Origin of the sequence: Calothrix sp. NIES-2098, assembly GCF_963875125.1 — a bacterium.
GTDB lineage: Bacteria > Cyanobacteriota > Cyanobacteriia > Cyanobacteriales > Nostocaceae > Aulosira.
In genome coordinates this window covers 6,718,823-6,736,397 of record NZ_CAWNKJ010000001.1, presented here as the reverse complement: position 1 = coordinate 6,736,397, position 17,575 = coordinate 6,718,823, and the positions used below count along the sequence as shown (strand labels likewise).

The window sequence follows — 17,575 nt, the reverse complement described above, 5'->3', positions numbered from 1 at the left end:
TTTGTTTTTGGTTTGATTTTTTTATGAAAACTATTGCTAATTTGCTGATATCTGTAATTGTCGCTGTGTGGGTAATGGCGATCGCGCTGCTCTCTGTCCAAAACGCCACACCAGTACGGTTAAAATTCTTATCATTACAATCGATTCAAATACCAGTAGGTTTATTGCTGGCTTTTTGTGTTTGTCTCGGCTTAGTTGGTATAGCGGTACTGCAACCTCTGTGGGGTCTTGCTGATTCTCGGCGGGGTAATTCTCGCTTAGATGAGGATGCCGAATTTTTTGTTGATGATGAAGATTTTTGAGGGATAAATTAACCGCCGATACACACCGATAAACGCCGATCAATTAATTTGTATTGGTGAGTTTTGCAAAAGTTGCTTTTACTTCTTCATCACTGGCAAAATCTGCTGTTTCAGCTTCAGTAATTCCCCTTTGAATCTCTTCGATTTGCCAATGATGCATTTCTAAATAAGCGTCTATTGCTTCATTCAATACGTAACTGCGATCGCGGTTGATTCCTGAGGCAATTGCATCCAGTGCAATCTTCTTATCGCTATCTATCTGAAAGGTAATGTTTTTTTTTGCTCATCGTCCGATCGGATCAATTTGCATTACAAAATATACCATTGTATTGCAACGCAATGCAAAAATGAAGCCCTAGTAAAGGTATAAGCAATCAAGCCTTTAGTCTTGGAAGCTGGTGTCTAAAGGCTTTTAGAGTTTTTGGGAAGGCGATCGCCTACACATCACCAGATAAACTAAAAATGAGCGACCGCTTAAGTTTAGGTTAGTTGTAGTTTTAGAAAATCAATAAAATCCAACAGTTCGGTATCAGAGAGATGGTGACGCGATCGCCTGCCATATTTCTGCTGTAAATACTCCCTTCCTTGCTCTGGCGACCAATTTAATTGTGCTAAATATGTATCTGTTTGTGCTATTAAAACTGCGTGGAGTTCAGATTGAGACGTATTACTAGATGTTTGTATTTGTTCTGGCTTTATGTTTTGATGTCCATTAATTTTCACGCTAACTTTCTGTTCTAAAGCTTGCCAGTTCAATTCCTTATATCCATCCCAACTTACGCCTATAGAACGATAACTTACGGGATCGTAAATATTACAAAATACTACTTTTTTATCTCCAGGACTCACTGCAATAGTCAGTGGATGACGCAGTTGTTCCAAAGTAAGAGCATCTAAAGATAACAATAAACTTTTAGAAAAATAAGAATCGCTTCCTGAACGAACAATATAAGGTTTGTCCGCCAAAATATATAAATCGGTTTTTTCACTTTCTCCAAAAGATGTTTCAATCTTTTTATTAACTTCTATGGCTGTAATTACTCCAGTCAAAGCTTTTTCATAGATGGGAATATGTTTTTTATCTTCGGCGAGCATATACCAACAGTAATCATTTTCTCTGTTGACAAATACATATTGAGGTTTGGGGATAGATCCGAAACCTAATTTAACATTCATAGTTTTGATGATGGTTTTTGTAAATAGATTAATTTGGCAACAATTTTTGAGTAATTGCGCCATCAAGCGATTATTTCCTTTACAAATATAATTCCCTAACCATCAGGCAAATTAACATGAATGTAGCTAAGGCTCTATATCTAAATCTTTTAACCTCTCTTCCAGCATTCGTGCCCGTTTTTCTACTGCTACGCGTTGCTGTTCTTCAAAAGTAAATCGCTCTTCTGCTTCTTGAATGCGTTCTTCTGGTGCGAGTATCCTTTGTCCTTCCTCGTCGTACCAGTACAACCACTCCCGTACAATACCTTGATAAATTCCTCGTTCTCGCCCAATTCCTAAACCAATTTCTGGTAGCCAAACAGGACTCCCTGACAGGAGTAAATATTCACCATCTACAAGGCGATATACTTCTAAAGAGGATTTTTTTCGTCGGAGAGGATTGTAAATAACGTAGTATAAAATTCCTAAGTTTTTGGCATAAAATTCTTTTTTAGTACTATATTCTCCCCGATGTATTTGAGAAATTACCTCTAATGCCAAAATTGGAGATTCATTTTCTTCCCATAGCACGTAACTCAAGCGTAAATATTCATCAACAAAACGCTTGACTCCCAAACTAAGAAAACCATCAGGGACAATTGCTGGTTGATTGGCGTCATAATAAATTCCCATATTTACACCAAAAAACCAATCCCAACGGTCTGACCAACTTAGAGCCAGTGTACTTTCGAGCAAAGCAGGGATGAGATGTTGTAATTGATTATCCACAGGAGTGTCATCAGAGTTAGGTAACTCTTCGGAAGATGGCGAACAGTGCAACGGGTTGTAGTTTAACATGAGCAGTATGCTAAATGCTGACTCTAGATAGATTATAAAAAAGGAATGGAAGATTTCTGTTGTTGATACTTAAGTAATGCTGAGGTTTTAGATAGAATTAAGCTAGATAAAACCAAAATCTAATTTGATATAAATATTCTCTAATGCCATACAGCCAATTCAGTATAGAAAATATTGAGGCGAATTTTGATATCACAATTACAGAATCCGTAGGAATTTTTGCTGATATATCCTCTGTAGAATACAGCAGCTTTTTAGAGCAAACTCTCAAAAAATATGTACCCTTAGCATTAGCAATTGGTACTGAAAAATCACGTTCAGAATTAATATTGACACCGATACTAGTAGAATTAAAAGAAAGATTTCAAAATAAAATCAGTTTATTTTCAGGTCGAGAATTTAATGTCAGCCCTGAAAAAGGTTTAACAGGTTTTTGTGATTTTCTTATTAGTAAATCTCCCGAGCAAATAATTATTAAAGCACCAGTCGTTGCCTTAGTAGAAGCTAAAAACGATAATATTCAATCTGGTTTAGGACAATGCATAGCAGAAATGATAGCTGCACAATTATTTAATCAACAGAAAGGGAATGAAATTGAGGCTGTTTATGGTAGCGTAACTACAGGTACTAACTGGAAATTTCTGCGGCTTACTGGGAAAATCATCGAGATTGACTTAAATGAATATTTTCTCAGCGATGTTGGTAAAATTATCGGCATTTTAAGCAGCTTTATATAAGATAACAATAGGTGCGTTAGCCTGCGACATAACTCACTCTAATTTGATGAATATAAACTTTATGCGCGTGTATTGAGAGTCAATTATTGATTTGATGCTGTCACAAACAAAAAAGGACGGGTATATAACCCGCCCTCTAATCAATTGTAATATCGCTTATCAATTTTCACTTAATTACCAATTTCTGGCGCAACTAAGGAAACTTTTGGTGCTTCTTTTTGCTGTGCTAATGTTGGCACTGAATCACGCAACCTTGCTGTTAACTGCACTGTTGTAGAGTCATACATCTGAGTCAGCAATTTGGGATAGAAACCAATACCAATAATTGGCACTAACAAACAGGCGATGATAAAGACTTCACGAGGTTCGGCATCTATGAGTGCTTGGTGAGAAACTAATTCTTCGTTCTCTTGACCGTAGAAAATTTCCCGTAACATTGATAGCAAATAAATTGGCGTTAAAATTACACCAACTGCCATCAAGAATACCACGATGACTTTAAATGTAGAGCTATATGCATCGCTGGTAGCAAAGCCTACGAACACCATTAATTCTGCTACGAAACCACTCATTCCTGGCAAAGCCAAAGAAGCCATTGAACAGGCGGTAAACATAGCAAAAATCTTCTGCATTTTCTTACCAACACCACCCATTTCATCCAACATTAGGGTATGTGTTCGGTCATAAGTTGCACCAACCAGGAAGAACAAACTTGCCCCAATTAATCCGTGGGAAACCATTTGCAACACTGCCCCACTTAATCCCAAATCTGTGAAGGAGGCAATACCAATGGTGACAAAGCCCATGTGCGAAATTGAGGAGTAGGCAATTTTCCGCTTCAGGTTTCGCTGGGCAAAGGATGTGAGGGCGGCGTAGATGATATTCACTACCCCCAATATCACCAACACCGGTGCAAAATAAGCATGGGCATCTGGTAGCATCTGGGCATTCATCCGAATTAAGGCGTAACCGCCCATTTTCAGCAGAATACCAGCCAGTAACATGTGTACGGGAGCTGTAGCTTCACCGTGGGCATCTGGTAGCCAGGTGTGTAGGGGAATAATGGGCAACTTGACAGCGTAGGCAATCAGGAAGCCACCATAAAGTAAAAGTTGGAAATTTAGGGCGTAGTCTTTGAGTCCGAGCGATCGCATATCAAAGGTGACTGTATCGCCATAAAAGGCCATTGTCAAAGCGCCTAACAAAATAAACAGCGAACCGCCTGCGGTGTACAAAATAAACTTAGTCGCTGCATATTGCCGCTTTTTACCGCCCCAAATCGCTAGCAACAGGTAAACCGGAATCAATTCCAGTTCCCACACCAGGAAAAACAGCAGCATATCCTGGACGGCGAACACGGCAATTTGACCGCCATACATCGCCAAAAGCAAAAAGTAAAATAGCCTGGGTTTGAGTGTCACAGGCCAAGCTGCTAAGGCCGCCAGGGTGGTAATGAATCCAGTCAAAATAATTAGGGGCATAGATAAGCCATCCGCCCCTACTGACCATTTCAAATCCAATTGCGGTACCCAAGGGTAACTCTCCACCAACTGTAAATCGGGATTGGAGAAATCATACCCAGTATAAAAAGCGTAAACAATCAGTGCAAAATCAATCAATCCCACAACCAAGGCATACCAGCGCACTGTTTTACCGTCTTTATCTGGGATGATAGGAATCAGTAGCGACGCGACTATCGGTAACAAGATAATCGTCGTCAGCCACGGGAAGTTAGCTGTATTCATCGCCATTCGCCTGCAATCAAAATCATTTTTGGCAAAAAGTCACTAGCTATTAAGTAGCAGCTTTTTTGGGATTTGGCCTCCCTTATTAGGTTGATTTAACAAAAATGAAGAAAGATGAAGGTAGGTAAATGTATCAGCCTGCCTTCATCTCAATCAAAGATATTATTTGACTGTCTGCTAAACACTGAGCTATCAGAAGTGATTGCTCACAACAGGAGTATTGACTCCAAATTCTCTTACTACTCAAAACTCAGGACTCAGAACTGAACTTAGGTAATACCAAAGACAATCACCAAGCCCAAAACTGCCCCAAATATAATCAAGGCGTAGAATTGAGCGCGACCGTTTTCTAGGTATTTTAGGCCTTCGCCACTCACAAGGGTGAAAAAGCCTGTGAGGTTAACAGCACCATCAACAACCCGGAAATCAACTTCCATGACTTGTCTAGCTAGGCGACGCAAGCCCATGACGAAGATACGATGGTAAATGTCATCAAAGTACCATTTGTTGAGAGACAGCTGATAAAGTGGTTTGATTTTTTCCGCGATCGCAGCTGGGTCGATTTTACCGCGCAAATACATCAAGGAAGCCAAGGTAATCCCAATTAAGGAAATACCTACGGAAGCCCCCGCCATAACGTAAAATTCCGTCGGGTTGAACTCGGCGGCTTTTTCTACAACTTCAGCTAGGGTTTCTGAGGGCGGGAAGATGAATTCCTCAAAGTAGTTGGCGTAGGGTGTGCCTACCAAACCAATCAAAATCGACGGTACAGCTAAAAGTGCCAATGGTAGAGTCATTGTCCACGGTGACTCATGGGGCTTATCGCTGTGATGCCCGTGGGAGTCATGGGAGTCATGATGTCCGCCTGTAGCAGCCAATTCACCTTTTTTCATTGCCCCAGGGCCAAAGGTTGGGGCTGGTTCTGCCGACTCTAATTCCAAGATGATTGTCGCTGCTTTCTTGAGCTTGTCTTTGATTTTCTCGTCAGTACCCCGGAATTTGCCTTCAAATGTCATGAAATACATTCTGAACATATAGAAAGCGGTAATTCCGGCAGTGGCCCAGCCAATCAACCAGAGAAATGGATTAGCCTCAAAGGCATTCCCCAAAATTTCATCTTTTGACCAGAATCCAGCAAAGGGTGGAACACCAGAAATTGCCAAGCAACCAATCAAGAAGGTAATTCCGGTGATGGGCATATACTTGCGCAATCCACCCATCAATCGCATATCCTGGGCTAATGCAGGGTCGTGACCCACGACTCCTTCCATACCGTGAATTACGGAACCGGAACCCAAGAACAGCATCGCCTTGAAATAGGCGTGGGTCATGAGGTGGAACAATCCCGCGCTATAGGAACCTACTCCCATTGCCATCACCATGTAACCCAACTGGGAAATGGTGGAGTAAGCTAAACCTTTTTTGATGTCATTTTGGGTAATGGCAATTGTTGCTCCCAAGAACGCCGTAAATGCCCCTGTAAAGGCAATGACGTTCATGGCTGCTGGGACGTGTTCAAAAACGGGGTACATCCGGGCAATTAAGAACACCCCAGCTGCCACCATTGTTGCCGCGTGGATTAAGGCCGAAATCGGAGTGGGGCCTTCCATCGCATCTGGTAGCCACACGTGTAGAGGAAATTGGGCTGATTTCGCCACCGGGCCGAGGAAGACCAAAATCGCAAACAGAACAGCCAGAAAATTGCTGATAGAACCCGATTGTACGAGTTGGGCAAGGCGATCGCCCATTACACCAAAATCAAAGCTGCCTGTCGCCCAGAACAGCCCCAAAATGCCGAGTAATAAACCGAAGTCTCCAACGCGGTTGGTGACAAATGCTTTTTGGGCGGCGTCTGCTGCTGACTTGCGATCGTACCAAAAGCCGACCAGCAAGTAGGAGCACATCCCTACAAGTTCCCAGAAAATATAAACCTGCACTAGGTTGGAGCTGACCACCAGACCCAACATCGAAGAGCCAAATAAACTGAGGTAGGCATAAAACCTGACGTAGCCTGGGTCATGAGCCATGTAGCCATCGGTGTAGACCATGACTAAGAAAGCTACCGTGGTCACAATCACCAGCATCAAGGCTGTCAGGTGGTCAATTGTGTAGCCCATACTCAGGTGAAAATTACCTGCTGCTGCCCATTCTAGGGTGCGGATATAAGTTGGATGTCCTTGAATTTGGCTCCACAGCAAGGCAAACGACAGCCCCATCGCTGCTCCCATCAGGGAGATAATTACTACAGCGTTCAGCTGTCGTAGGCGGTTTGTCACCTGATTTATCGAAATTAATCCTAGACCTACCAGCATTGCCCCGAAAAGCGGCAATACAGGAATCAGCCAGGCATATTGATAGATTACTTCCATCACTGACGCTTACTTTTATGATTCTTGACTAAGTTAGGACAGTGCTGCCGACGGTCTTGAGAAGACTGGGACACAGAGAAAAGTTTGTAGACACTGTCTGCGATCGCCAGAATTGTACTCTCTTGAAGAACCCTCAGGGTAGCAAGTGGCATTTTTCAGGGCCAAGACGACTGCGATCTTCGCATCATAACTTTAAACCAATCTCCGTTGCGGTCAACTGTCCGTCTTCAGACAACTGTCTATGTCGAACTGTTAATAATTGTGACACACACCCTTTAGCATAAAATACCCCACCCGGAGGTCATTGGGTGGGGCGTTAAGGTTGGTTTTATATTTGCTATACCAAAGTGGTAATTAATAAGCGATTGTCAAGAGAGAATAACCTCTATTTTGAGGATTGACTTTTGAGATTTTTATACTTTGCGACATCCTAAATCTAATTCTTTTGGGCTATTGTAGGCTTGAGAACGCTGACTGTAGCTAGCTTTAATCTCTTCTAAAGCTTGACGTAAATCATCTCTGCCACGAAAACCCTCAAGACGATATTGGATGGTGCCATTTTCAATTAACAATAAAGTTGGCAGTGATTTAAGTCGATAAGTAGTAGACAGCTTGAAATTTTGGTCAGCATTAACCCCGACTAATTTAATTTGCTCCCCGCATTGGGCTTTAAATTGCAACAACAGGGGGTGGATAATGCGGCACAAGCCACACCAAGGTGCTTCAAAATTCACTAAAACCGGAATAGGAGATTCTAAAACTTCTTGAGTAAATGTCCGCTCACTAACCGACAACACCATGACGCCTCTAGTTTTATAGGGTTTTGATATCAAACTAACTATCAGCAGGTAGTATTGGCAAGCCAGTTACTGCCGATAGACGCTCTCAGGGCACAGATAGTTAGACAAAATTGATTGCGTTGATTGCGGTGCCGATCGAAAAGCCACCATGAATCTTGCGCTGGCTTTTTTGGATGTTCAAATCTTGGTAGCTACTGTGGCCTAGGGATTTAGGCTGAATCTGCTATTTACTTCTTAGCAAAAGTGATTTACCAGCAACTACCAATATAAAATCTCAAACCGACTACGTGCACCCCCACTGACAGCTATTTGAATTTATCCTACATTGATTTGGTAGCAATTGATAAGTTGTGATTTTCACCAATTTGAACAGTATCTGATGATATTGGGGATCGCCTAAAGCTACCATGTTAACTTACTAGTTGCTGATAATAACAGGGGGTGCGACCACCAAAGTAAAACCACAAAAATGGCAACTCCTAAATAGGCAGGACGAAGAAATTCTGACAATTTAAGACATTGACGACCTGCGATAATTGCGCGAAAGGGAATAATTGAAGTCCGCTGTTTCACACTTTCAAAGGCTTCGCCATAGCGTTGACTCAGGCGGCGATCCCCGTGCCATACACCAAATAAATGATGTAACACTAAGCCAATTGAGGTAATCAGTGTAAAGGTAGTACCTAACCAAAGAGTATGGGCAACACACCAAATTATTTGTCCTACCATTTGGGGATGACGAGTGATGCGAATAATTCCCGTCTCGTAAAGATGGACTTGAGGCTTTTGGATGGCGGCAATTTCTAGTAGATTGAAAGTAGCAGGATACAAAAACAAAAAGGAAATCGCTGATAGCACCCAAACTAAAATCTGCACGCCAGGTACATCTTTCACCTGCCAAAGTTGCAAGCCATCATAACGGTGATTAAAAAAGTAAATAATTAAGATTACAGCTAATGGCAGACTGACTAAGGCAAATAAAATCCGATAAAGCCTTGGCCCAATGTATTTTTCTGCCAAAGGCCTGAAGGCAGCTCCCCCACTGTGAGCGATCGCAAAAACTAACTGTAGCCCCAATATGACAAAATGACTGGGGGTTAACCAAGAAATCAGCATCATATCTTATACGTAAGTGAAGTAAATTAAAGGAAACTTAGTTCAGTACAACCAATACCACAAAGTATTTACACAGGAACTTTAGTCAATGATGTTGTGCTACTGTCTTTTCCCAGTCAATCTTCCAAGTTTAAGATGCCATCAATCATGCCGAATTTCCTTGGTGTGAAATGCTGATTTCTTGCCAAAGTCGCTCCTTTCTTGTTTGTGGGTTTAGCCTATGTCTGACCTTCCTTTCACTTTAGATCAGTTACGTATTCTCAAAGCGATCGCCGTAGAAGGGAGCTTCAAGCGCGCCGCTGATAGTCTTTATGTCTCCCAACCTGCCGTTAGCTTGCAAGTGCAAAACTTAGAACGGCAGCTGGATGTCCCTTTATTTGACCGTGGAGGACGCCGCGCCCAATTAACTGAAGCTGGACATCTACTTCTGAGTTATGGGGAAAAAATCCTCAGTCTGTGTCAAGAAACCTGTCGGGCGATCGAAGATTTACAAAATCTCCAAGGTGGCACTTTGATTGTCGGTGCTTCTCAAACCACTGGCACCTATCTGTTGCCCAAAATGATCGGTATGTTTCGACAAAAATATCCCGATGTAGCTGTACAGTTACACGTCCACTCGACTCGCCGGACAGCTTGGAGTGTCGCTAACGGACAGGTGGATTTAGCCATCATTGGCGGCGAAATTCCCGGTGAATTGGCAGAATCTTTAGAGATTATTCCCTATGCCGAAGATGAGCTGGTGCTGATTTTACCGATTTTCCATCCGTTTACCAAACTCGAAACTATCCAAAAAGAAGACCTTTATAAATTACAATTCATTACTCTAGATTCCCAATCGACTATCCGCAAAGTTATTGACCAAGTGCTAGCACGCTGTGAGATTGATACGCGGCGTTTTAAAGTCGAAATGGAATTGAATTCCATAGAAGCAATTAAAAATGCGGTGCAATCTGGTTTGGGGGCCGCTTTTGTTTCCACCTCCGCGATCGCCAAAGAGTTACAAATGGGCGTTTTGCACTGTGCTCCGATTGAAGGCGTCGTTGTGAAGCGCACACTGTGGCTGATTTTTAATCCCAATCGTTATCGATCCAAGGCAGCAGAAGCTTTTAGTCAGGAGATTCTACCCCAATTTGCTACCCCTGGATGGAACCACAATGTGTTAAAACTATCGCAAAAAAACTTAATGATAAATACATTAGATGCAGTGACGCCCCTATCTGCCGATGAAGATTAACCTCTGTTACTAGTTATTTAGTCATTAGTCATGAGTCATTAGTCATGAGTCATTAGTCAATTAGTTCACAAGACAATTACTGTTAGGTTTACTCTAGGCTTGTGTCTAGTATTGCAGAGCCAAAGCGGCTACTCTTATTCTTGCTGGGTGTCAGCAGCGTTCTGTTTTTCGACGAACACTACTAACGCCAAAATTGTAGATGGGAGTTATTTATTGACGCGCCCACTGTACGATGGACTACTGACTATGGACTATTGACTATGGACTATTGACGAATAACTACAATGGAAGTTTACTGCACTCGTCCACGCTGTCCGCGTCCACAAAACTATTTTGCGGATTTAGACGATCACACCACACTGAAAACAGCCCAGCAAAAATACTGTACTACCTGTGGAATGCCTTTAATGCTTGATGGTCGATATGTACCAATGAAGCTCTTAGGTAGGGGAGGGTTTGGCGCAGCATTTTTAGCACGCGATCGCCGGATTCCGGGAATGCGTCAATGTGTAGTGAAGCAATTTCAACCTACAGGGAACTTAACCACTGCTCAACTGCAAATAGCCCAACAGCTATTTGAAAGAGAAGCAGAAGTTCTAGCACATATAGGTAACGAACACGAGCAAATTCCTGATTTGTTTGCTTTCTTTCCGATGACAGTTCCTAGCTTACAACCAGGACAGCAAGACCAATTTTTTTATTTAGTACAAGAATATATTAACGGGCAAAATCTTGAGGAAGAATTAATTACTAAAGGTAGATTTTCTGAAACAGAAATTTTAGAGGTACTGCAAGAAATCCTCAAAATACTTAAGTTTGTTCATGAAAAAGGTATTATTCACAGAGATATTAAACCCTCTAATATCATGCGTCGTCGTGATGGCAAACTCTTCCTATTAGATTTTGGTGCAGTGAAACAAGTCACAAATGCACCTGCGGCTTCTTCCACAGGCATTTACTCTATGGGATTTGCACCGCCTGAACAGATGGCCGGAAATCAAGTTTTTCCATCTACAGATTTATATGCTCTAGCTGTAACTGTTTTGACCTTATTGACTGGTCAGGAAGCAACTAAGTTATTTGATGGCTATAGCAATCAGTGGAAATGGCGAACACAAGTCGCGATTAATCCTCGTCTAGCTGATATTCTAGACAAAATGCTCCTCCCTGCTGCTAATCAACGGTTTCAGTCAGCGCAAGAAGTTTTAGATGCACTTGCAGAAATTTACCAGGCACAAATAATACCACCTACACACATTACACCCACATCTTCGCCTGCAACACATAGTTCTAGTCCAGCTATCTCACATACTCCAACAGCTATCCCAGCCTTTTCTACATGGGAATTGTTAGGGGGAGCTGCCTTTAGCGGGTTTGAAGGTGCATTAATTGCGATCGCTTGTTTGAGCCTGATACATAACCCCGTCATTACCCTAGGTATTTCTGTTGTAATTGTAGGAATACTGATTTTTGCCCAAACGAGAAGGTGGATTGAAAAACTAGATTTATTAATTATTCCTGGAGTTACTTTTGCTCTAATATTTTTCGTACCTTTGTTACGTGGTGAACTTGGCATTCAGCAAATATTGATACTAGCATTTGCCGCAGCTTTAGTAAGTATTGCCTTAACTGCACTATTTCGCCTGATTTATAAATTACTTTCTCTAATTCTTTAAATGCTTACTAGTGTAATTACTTAAAGCAAGTTGCTTGACCAGCAAAAATCAACCTTTAACCTAATCTTAACCTAGCATCAACTTCAAAATGGGACATTGCCTTTAAAGATAAAAATCAAAATAACAGCTATGTCGCCAAAAAACGGAACTAATGAAACTGGAGTTTTGGCTATAACTTTAGTAATTACACTAGGGTTAGTAGGTGGTGTATTTTGGTGGTTGGCTAATAATTCTGGCGTAATTAATAGTTTAACTATTAACCAAACTCGCCCGGATAAAGATACATTGACCCAAAACATAAATGTTCCTTCAGGATTGTTTAGTTATGGGGGAAGTACTACTTGGGCGACCATTCGCAAAGAAGTAGACCCAGAAATTCAAAAGCTTTGGCTTAAATATCAATTACGCTACACCGATCCTACTACTGGTGCTCCTGGTTCTGGTACGGGAATTAAAATGCTTTTAGATAACCAACTAGCTTTTTCTCAATCATCACGCTCTCTTAAAGATGAGGAATACCAAAAAGCAAAACAACGGGGTTTTCAACTAAAAGAAATTCCTGTAGCGATTGATGGAATTGCGATCGCCGTAAATCCCAATCTGCAAATTCCAGGTTTAACGTTAGCACAGCTTAAAGATATTTACACGGGCAAGTTGACTAACTGGCAACAGGTGAATGGCCCTAATTTATCCATTACACCCTACTCTCGACGTTTAGAAGAGGGAGGCACGATTGAATTTTTCGATCAAAATGTCATGGGAGGAGAAAAATTTGGTGCCAATGTTAAATTTATTCCGACTACAACTCAAGCCTTAAAAGAATTGGCAAATAATCCTGGGGGAATTTACTATGCTTCTGCCCCAGAAGTAGTTGGACAATGTACTGTTAAGCCCTTACCCATAGGACGAAAATCCGATCGACTTATTCCGCCTTATAAAGAGCCTTTTACTTCCCTGCAAAACTGCCCGCAACAACGTAACCAAATTAATGCAGTCGCTTTCCAAAAAGGTGAATACCCAATCACTAGGCGGCTATTTGTAATTATTAAACAAAATGGACAAAGCGATCAACAAGCCGGAGAAGCTTATGCTAACTGGCTGATAACAGATCGAGGTCAGGAATTAATTGGTAAAGCTGGATTTGTTAGAATTCGTTAATTAAGTTGAAATTTGGAATTTTAGATTTTACATTGATCCTTGCCTTGTAATGCTTGGCAGAGACTTAATGTATATAGGAGCTTGGATAAGCAATTTTAAATTGTCTTTAACAGTATGTTTTGATGATTTAAAATACTTACTTTGTCAATTTTTAAATTAAATTTTGCCAGAGCAAATATTTCAATCCAAAACTTAAAATTAAAAAATTTTAACATTTAGTCACTAGTTGTATTTAACCGACATACAAGGTTACGTGCTATGTCCCAAAAAAATGAAATACCTATTCTAATCTTGTCTCTAGCAATCACTGCTGGGCTGATAGGTGGTGGCTTCTGGTGGTTTACCAAAAATTCTGGTTTTAATCTTAATCAAACTATTTCTAACAAAACAAATAACCCCCAGGCTTCCACAGGAAAACCCAGCGGCAAAACCTTTACATCTATACAAAATGTTCCTACAGGATTATTTAACTACGGAGGCAGCACATCTTGGGCACCAATTCGACTAACAGTTGACCCAGCAATCACAGTAGCCAGACCAGAGTTTCGCTTACGCTATGTAGAACCCAGCAATGGGTCTCCTGGTTCTGGTACGGGTATACAATCGCTAATCGACGGTCAGCTAGCCTTTGCTCAGTCCTCTAGGCCAGTTTTAGATCGAGAATTAAGCCGCGCCCAACAGCGTGGATTTAGTCTAAATCAAATTGGTGTAGCAATCGATGGATTAGCAGTAGCAGTTAATCCCAATTTAAATATTCCAGGGCTGACCTTAGACCAGCTCAAATCTATCTATACTGGCAAAATCAATAATTGGAACCAAGTAGGTGGCATAAATCTTCCGATTAAGCCTTATTCTCGACGCATCTCTGATGGCGGCACAGTAGAACTTTTTGTCCAAGACATTTTGGGTGGTCAATCTTTTGGATCGCAAGTGGAATTTGTCTCCACTACCACCCAAGCCTTGCAAAAATTGGCTAGTAGTCCTGGTGGTATTTATTATGCTTCTGCCCCAGAGGTGGTTCCTCAATGCTCAATTAAACCCTTACCGTTGGGGCGAACGCAAGGGAAGTACGTTGCTCCCTACCAAGAACCATTTGTCTTCCCCAATGAATGTCCTGGCAAAAGAAACAAATTGAACATTGAGGCTTTCCAATCTGGAAAATACCCGATTACACGCAATCTGTTTGTGGTGGTCAAACAGACTGGTCAAATCGAGCAGCAAGCAGGTATTGCTTATGCCAACTTACTTTTAAGTGAGCAGGGACAGGAACTGATAACCCAGGCTGGGTTTGTCAAAATTCGCTGACACCTGCTTATTGACAGCAGATCTGAACTTTAGCTGGCTCTATTAATCGACTCTGCTGGTAAGCAAATTAGATTATCTCCTTGGGTAAGGATTAAGCCACGTTGACGTAACTTGCCCATTAAACGGGTAACGGTAACACGAGTCGAACCGATTGCGCTACCAATTTGGGCATGGGTTAGGGGGAAAGGCAGACAATAACCACGGATAACATCGGGATCGGTTTCGCTCATTGCAGGCTCGCCATATTCCTCAATCAACAAAGTGAGGAATCCTAGGAGTCGGTCAATTGTACGGCGTTGTCCCAAGGCACTCAGCCACAGCAACTTACGTTGGTGCTGATATCTAAAGGCATCCATAACTTCGCGACGGAAGTGAGGCCAGTTATCCAAGTCGTGCCAGTACATCCACAGCACCGCAGTTTGGTCAACATGAGCGTAAGCCTGGAGTGTGAATGGTGACTGAGCAACAATTTCAAACGGTTGTCCGGCTCCAACAAAACCTAAGAAAGCTTCTTCTGGAGTTCTGTTAATGCGTCGAGATGTTAACTGACTGGCAGTAGCGCTGACTTGGGCGGTTCCTACCATACGAATCGCACCTCTTTGCACCAAATATAGCAATCCAGGTCTAGCTGGAATGCGTTCATCTTTGCTGAAAGTGCGGCAGCGATAGTGTTCTTGAGCCCAATCAAGAATGCGTTGCCAAGTCAAAAAAGGACGTGAAGCCTCTGAAAAGGAGGATGGAGATTGCATAGGTAACAAAGAGCGTTCGGCTGAAGACAAAGACGTCATAAAAAGGTGCAAGGAGTGTCTTTGTGTTGGCGAGACAGGCTTAACGCCTAATCAGCGCCAGCCATCCAAAGAACAGAAAGCAATTTGCTCTCTACTCTTTTTGTTATACTTCTTACTGTACAATGATGGTAGTAAAGTTTACCCACTATTCATTGAATATTCATCAAATTTTATTCTACTCTCATTTTTCTTTATCAGGAAGAAACTTATAACTTTTGATAGATGACAGAAAATCCACAAATTGGAGATGAGGCTGTCTTCATCAATAACTACGTGCGTTTTCAGCTACTAGTTAGTAAATACACAGCAATTAAGCAGTTAACATATAGCTACATCAAAAAATCTTTAAGTGTTTATACCTGTGAAGCTGAGAATGTATGCATAAAACAAGGAAAATTTCCTCTATATAAAGGTAGAGATGAAAAAAGAATTTTATATATTTCTGGTATAGCCCTGCGGTTAGAAAAATCTCAGAATCAAAAAGCTGTGGACATAGCAAATGCGATCGCCTCCGACTTATGGAAGACTTGTGGCGACGTTTTTCAAGTTGAAGTAGTTCCCCCTGGCTGGATTTATTTAGAATTGTCTCACTTAATGTTAGCGGCTTGGTTACAACATCTGACTATGGGGAGTTTAGGGCAACAGATAAGCAAAACAAATAATTTAAACATTATAAATCCACAAAGCTTATTTGCCGTGCAATACGCCCATGCACGCTGCTATTCGCTATTACAGCAGGCTCACCGCGAGGAATTAATTCAACTCCAAGACGTGCTTACAGATACAGCAATAAGTCGGGAGCAGCAAAAACCACTACTCAGCATCGCCGGACAAGCTTTGGCGAGTATCCTTTACCCTAACCCTATACCTTGGCTTAACAACGAAGAAAAACTTCGCCTCAATCATCCAGCCGAAGGTCGTTTAATTAGTAAGTTAGTCGAGGTAGTAGATAATCTCAAATGCGATAGTTTTGGCAGTGCAATCAATTGGGAAAAAGTCGCGCTAGATTTGAGCCAAGCTTTTGAAAATTTCTGGAGCCAGTGTCGCATTTGGGGCAAAGTAAAAATTAAGTCGCCACTGCTAGCGCAAGCCAGACTGGGATTAGTGATGGCTACTCAACATGTATTGAAGTTATTACTCGAAGAAAAACTAGGAGTTTTTGCTCCTTTAGAGCTATGAATCAAGTGGTTTTCAATAGCAAAGGATTTGTCAGTAAACCCTCTGAAGGAAGAAATATAAATTTATATAACATCTATTGACTGAATTAATCACATCGGCTATATTATCAGGTGTGTGAGGAGCGAACCAGCAGGGGCACCGAGACGAAACACGGCCAGTCGTCGGTGTCCTTTCTGATTTTATAGAAAGCAAATTTTTTCGATAGCTCTAAGACAGTAAAAGTTGTTCAATTGCTACAGCGGCTCCATCTTCCTCTACAGTAGGAGCTACCCAGTTAGCGATCGCTTTTACTCCTGCTGGTGCATTACCCATAGCGACACCAACGCCAGCATACTCTAGCATTTCCACATCATTGAAGTTATCACCAATAGTCATCACGTTGGAGCTTTGCAATCCTAGTAATTCTTCGGCTAGGTAACGCACAGCAGTTCCCTTGTTTACAGAGGCGTTAGTCGCCTCAAAAAAGGTAGCAACGGATGTTGTCAGGTAAAGTTCTGCTGGTGTGTATTGAAGGCGCAAATTGCCCAAGATCTTTTCGATGACATCAGTGTCATCACACAAAGCCAAAACCTTGGTCGGTTCATTATTTAAAGCTTGACGCAAATCTCCTACGGGAATCGCGGTGATACCAGAACGTTGTGCGTAGATTTTGGTTTCTGTTGTTAACTCTCGCACATAAAGCTGGTCGTTGATATAGAAATGAACGGATAGAAGCGATCGCAACTGCGGCTGTTCAAAGTAGTCTAGTAACTGGGATGCAATTTCTCTAGAAACAGTCAAATGGCGATGAAGCTTCTGGGTAGCTGGGTCTTGAATCCAAGCTCCTTGATAAGCTGCTAATGGTAAAACAGAGCCAATTTCTTGGTGAAAACGCAAAGCCGAACGATACATTCTACCTGTTGCGATCGCTACTTGAATTCCTCGCGCTTGCGCTGCGGCGATCGCTTGTTTTACAGGCGTGCTGATGGTGTTAGACTTTCCTGAGATTGTGCCATCTATATCTAAAACCAGTAGTTTAATTTCTTCTGTTGCGATCGCCGGTTTGGCAGTTGATGCAAAATGAGTAGCAGCTGCGTTATCCATAAATTCCCCACTTTGTGAACTTCCAGTAAGAGGTTATACCATTTTGGATTTTCACAACAGCAATTTATAT

The 17,575-nt window shown here is 41.7% G+C and carries 17 protein-coding genes; 7 read left to right on the top strand and 10 right to left on the bottom strand.

The window, feature by feature from the left end; genetic code table 11:
- Positions 1-23: 23 nt before the first annotated feature.
- Entirely contained in the window at positions 24-302 is a 279-nt protein-coding gene (locus AACU33_RS28165; protein ID WP_096593041.1) for a lipopolysaccharide assembly protein LapA domain-containing protein, read from the top strand.
- A 43-nt stretch (positions 303-345) separates the two neighbouring features.
- On the opposite strand, the gene AACU33_RS28160 is transcribed toward AACU33_RS28165, so the two are convergent.
- The 3 genes from AACU33_RS28160 to AACU33_RS28150 form a co-directional block, all read right to left on the bottom strand.
- On the bottom strand, positions 346-492 hold the full coding sequence (locus tag AACU33_RS28160) for a CopG family ribbon-helix-helix protein (protein WP_339376337.1): 147 nt from the start codon (positions 490-492) through the stop codon (positions 346-348).
- 290 nt (positions 493-782) lie between these two features.
- Entirely contained in the window at positions 783-1,478 is a 696-nt protein-coding gene (locus tag AACU33_RS28155) for a hypothetical protein (RefSeq protein ID WP_096595419.1), read from the bottom strand.
- 126 nt (positions 1,479-1,604) lie between these two features.
- Positions 1,605-2,315: a Uma2 family endonuclease gene (locus tag AACU33_RS28150; RefSeq protein ID WP_339376336.1), complete on the bottom strand. Its 711-nt coding sequence runs from the start codon at positions 2,313-2,315 to the stop codon at positions 1,605-1,607.
- A 143-nt stretch (positions 2,316-2,458) separates the two neighbouring features.
- Here AACU33_RS28150 and AACU33_RS28145 point away from each other — a divergent pair, with 143 nt between their 5' ends.
- Positions 2,459-3,052 carry a hypothetical protein gene (locus tag AACU33_RS28145; protein ID WP_096593034.1) on the top strand — a complete coding sequence of 198 codons (594 nt, stop codon included), beginning with the start codon at positions 2,459-2,461 and terminating at the stop codon, positions 3,050-3,052.
- Positions 3,053-3,222: 170 nt separating this feature from the next.
- Here the strand turns inward: AACU33_RS28145 and ndhD1 are convergent, their stop codons facing one another.
- From ndhD1 to AACU33_RS28120, 5 genes are all read right to left on the bottom strand, one after another.
- A complete protein-coding gene (ndhD1, locus tag AACU33_RS28140; protein ID WP_096593031.1) occupies positions 3,223-4,797 on the bottom strand; it encodes a photosynthetic/respiratory NAD(P)H-quinone oxidoreductase subunit D1 in 1,575 nt (524 codons plus the stop codon).
- Between the two features lie 269 nt (positions 4,798-5,066).
- The gene (locus AACU33_RS28135) at positions 5,067-7,166 is read right to left on the bottom strand and encodes an NAD(P)H-quinone oxidoreductase subunit 5 (RefSeq protein ID WP_096593029.1); all 2,100 of its coding nucleotides are present in this window, start codon (positions 7,164-7,166) and stop codon (positions 5,067-5,069) included.
- Positions 7,166-7,318, bottom strand: coding sequence for a hypothetical protein (locus AACU33_RS28130; RefSeq protein WP_339376335.1), 153 nt, complete (start codon positions 7,316-7,318; stop codon positions 7,166-7,168). The genes AACU33_RS28135 and AACU33_RS28130 overlap by 1 nt, the downstream gene beginning before the upstream one ends.
- A 261-nt stretch (positions 7,319-7,579) precedes the next feature.
- Positions 7,580-7,966, bottom strand: coding sequence for a thioredoxin family protein (locus AACU33_RS28125; RefSeq protein ID WP_096593027.1), 387 nt, complete (start codon positions 7,964-7,966; stop codon positions 7,580-7,582).
- Between the two features lie 402 nt (positions 7,967-8,368).
- Positions 8,369-9,085: an NnrU family protein gene (locus AACU33_RS28120; protein ID WP_339376334.1), complete on the bottom strand. Its 717-nt coding sequence runs from the start codon at positions 9,083-9,085 to the stop codon at positions 8,369-8,371.
- A gap of 217 nt (positions 9,086-9,302) precedes the next feature.
- On the opposite strand from AACU33_RS28120, the gene AACU33_RS28115 reads away from it, so the two are divergent.
- From AACU33_RS28115 to AACU33_RS28100, 4 genes are all read left to right on the top strand, one after another.
- Positions 9,303-10,316 carry a LysR family transcriptional regulator gene (locus AACU33_RS28115; RefSeq protein WP_096593022.1) on the top strand — a complete coding sequence of 338 codons (1,014 nt, stop codon included), beginning with the start codon at positions 9,303-9,305 and terminating at the stop codon, positions 10,314-10,316.
- Positions 10,317-10,600: 284 nt separating this feature from the next.
- Complete coding sequence (locus AACU33_RS28110) at positions 10,601-11,992, top strand: serine/threonine-protein kinase (RefSeq protein WP_096593019.1); 1,392 nt, start codon at positions 10,601-10,603, stop codon at positions 11,990-11,992.
- Between the two features lie 129 nt (positions 11,993-12,121).
- Positions 12,122-13,150 carry a PstS family phosphate ABC transporter substrate-binding protein gene (locus AACU33_RS28105; protein ID WP_096593016.1) on the top strand — a complete coding sequence of 343 codons (1,029 nt, stop codon included), beginning with the start codon at positions 12,122-12,124 and terminating at the stop codon, positions 13,148-13,150.
- 258 nt (positions 13,151-13,408) lie between these two features.
- Positions 13,409-14,455, top strand: coding sequence for a PstS family phosphate ABC transporter substrate-binding protein (locus tag AACU33_RS28100; protein WP_096593014.1), 1,047 nt, complete (start codon positions 13,409-13,411; stop codon positions 14,453-14,455).
- A gap of 29 nt (positions 14,456-14,484) precedes the next feature.
- On the opposite strand, the gene AACU33_RS28095 is transcribed toward AACU33_RS28100, so the two are convergent.
- Positions 14,485-15,243 (bottom strand): Crp/Fnr family transcriptional regulator, encoded by a 759-nt coding sequence (locus AACU33_RS28095; RefSeq protein ID WP_017654928.1) that lies wholly within the window; start codon positions 15,241-15,243, stop codon positions 14,485-14,487.
- A gap of 222 nt (positions 15,244-15,465) precedes the next feature.
- On the opposite strand from AACU33_RS28095, the gene AACU33_RS28090 reads away from it, so the two are divergent.
- Positions 15,466-16,422: a DALR anticodon-binding domain-containing protein gene (locus AACU33_RS28090; RefSeq protein ID WP_096593011.1), complete on the top strand. Its 957-nt coding sequence runs from the start codon at positions 15,466-15,468 to the stop codon at positions 16,420-16,422.
- Between the two features lie 207 nt (positions 16,423-16,629).
- Here AACU33_RS28090 and AACU33_RS28085 read toward each other — a convergent pair whose 3' ends face one another.
- Positions 16,630-17,505: a Cof-type HAD-IIB family hydrolase gene (locus AACU33_RS28085; protein WP_096593009.1), complete on the bottom strand. Its 876-nt coding sequence runs from the start codon at positions 17,503-17,505 to the stop codon at positions 16,630-16,632.
- Positions 17,506-17,575: the final 70 nt, after the last annotated feature.

Excerpts from the sequence above, each read along its gene's own strand:
- AACU33_RS28110 (WP_096593019.1), top strand. The coding sequence starts at position 10,601 with ATGGAAGTTTACTGCACTCGTCCACGCTGTCCGCGTCCACAAAACTAT.
- AACU33_RS28135 (WP_096593029.1), bottom strand. The coding sequence starts at position 7,166 with ATGGAAGTAATCTATCAATATGCCTGGCTGATTCCTGTATTGCCGCTT.
- AACU33_RS28155 (WP_096595419.1), bottom strand. The coding sequence starts at position 1,478 with ATGAATGTTAAATTAGGTTTCGGATCTATCCCCAAACCTCAATATGTA.
- AACU33_RS28120 (WP_339376334.1), bottom strand. The coding sequence starts at position 9,085 with ATGATGCTGATTTCTTGGTTAACCCCCAGTCATTTTGTCATATTGGGG.
- AACU33_RS28150 (WP_339376336.1), bottom strand. The coding sequence starts at position 2,315 with ATGTTAAACTACAACCCGTTGCACTGTTCGCCATCTTCCGAAGAGTTA.
- AACU33_RS28125 (WP_096593027.1), bottom strand. The coding sequence starts at position 7,966 with ATGGTGTTGTCGGTTAGTGAGCGGACATTTACTCAAGAAGTTTTAGAA.
- AACU33_RS28090 (WP_096593011.1), top strand. The coding sequence starts at position 15,466 with ATGACAGAAAATCCACAAATTGGAGATGAGGCTGTCTTCATCAATAAC.
- ndhD1 (WP_096593031.1), bottom strand. The coding sequence starts at position 4,797 with ATGAATACAGCTAACTTCCCGTGGCTGACGACGATTATCTTGTTACCG.
- AACU33_RS28085 (WP_096593009.1), bottom strand. The coding sequence starts at position 17,505 with ATGGATAACGCAGCTGCTACTCATTTTGCATCAACTGCCAAACCGGCG.
- AACU33_RS28115 (WP_096593022.1), top strand. The coding sequence starts at position 9,303 with ATGTCTGACCTTCCTTTCACTTTAGATCAGTTACGTATTCTCAAAGCG.
- AACU33_RS28165 (WP_096593041.1), top strand. The coding sequence starts at position 24 with ATGAAAACTATTGCTAATTTGCTGATATCTGTAATTGTCGCTGTGTGG.
- AACU33_RS28095 (WP_017654928.1), bottom strand. The coding sequence starts at position 15,243 with ATGACGTCTTTGTCTTCAGCCGAACGCTCTTTGTTACCTATGCAATCT.
- AACU33_RS28105 (WP_096593016.1), top strand. The coding sequence starts at position 12,122 with ATGTCGCCAAAAAACGGAACTAATGAAACTGGAGTTTTGGCTATAACT.
- AACU33_RS28130 (WP_339376335.1), bottom strand. The coding sequence starts at position 7,318 with ATGCCACTTGCTACCCTGAGGGTTCTTCAAGAGAGTACAATTCTGGCG.
- AACU33_RS28100 (WP_096593014.1), top strand. The coding sequence starts at position 13,409 with ATGTCCCAAAAAAATGAAATACCTATTCTAATCTTGTCTCTAGCAATC.
- AACU33_RS28145 (WP_096593034.1), top strand. The coding sequence starts at position 2,459 with ATGCCATACAGCCAATTCAGTATAGAAAATATTGAGGCGAATTTTGAT.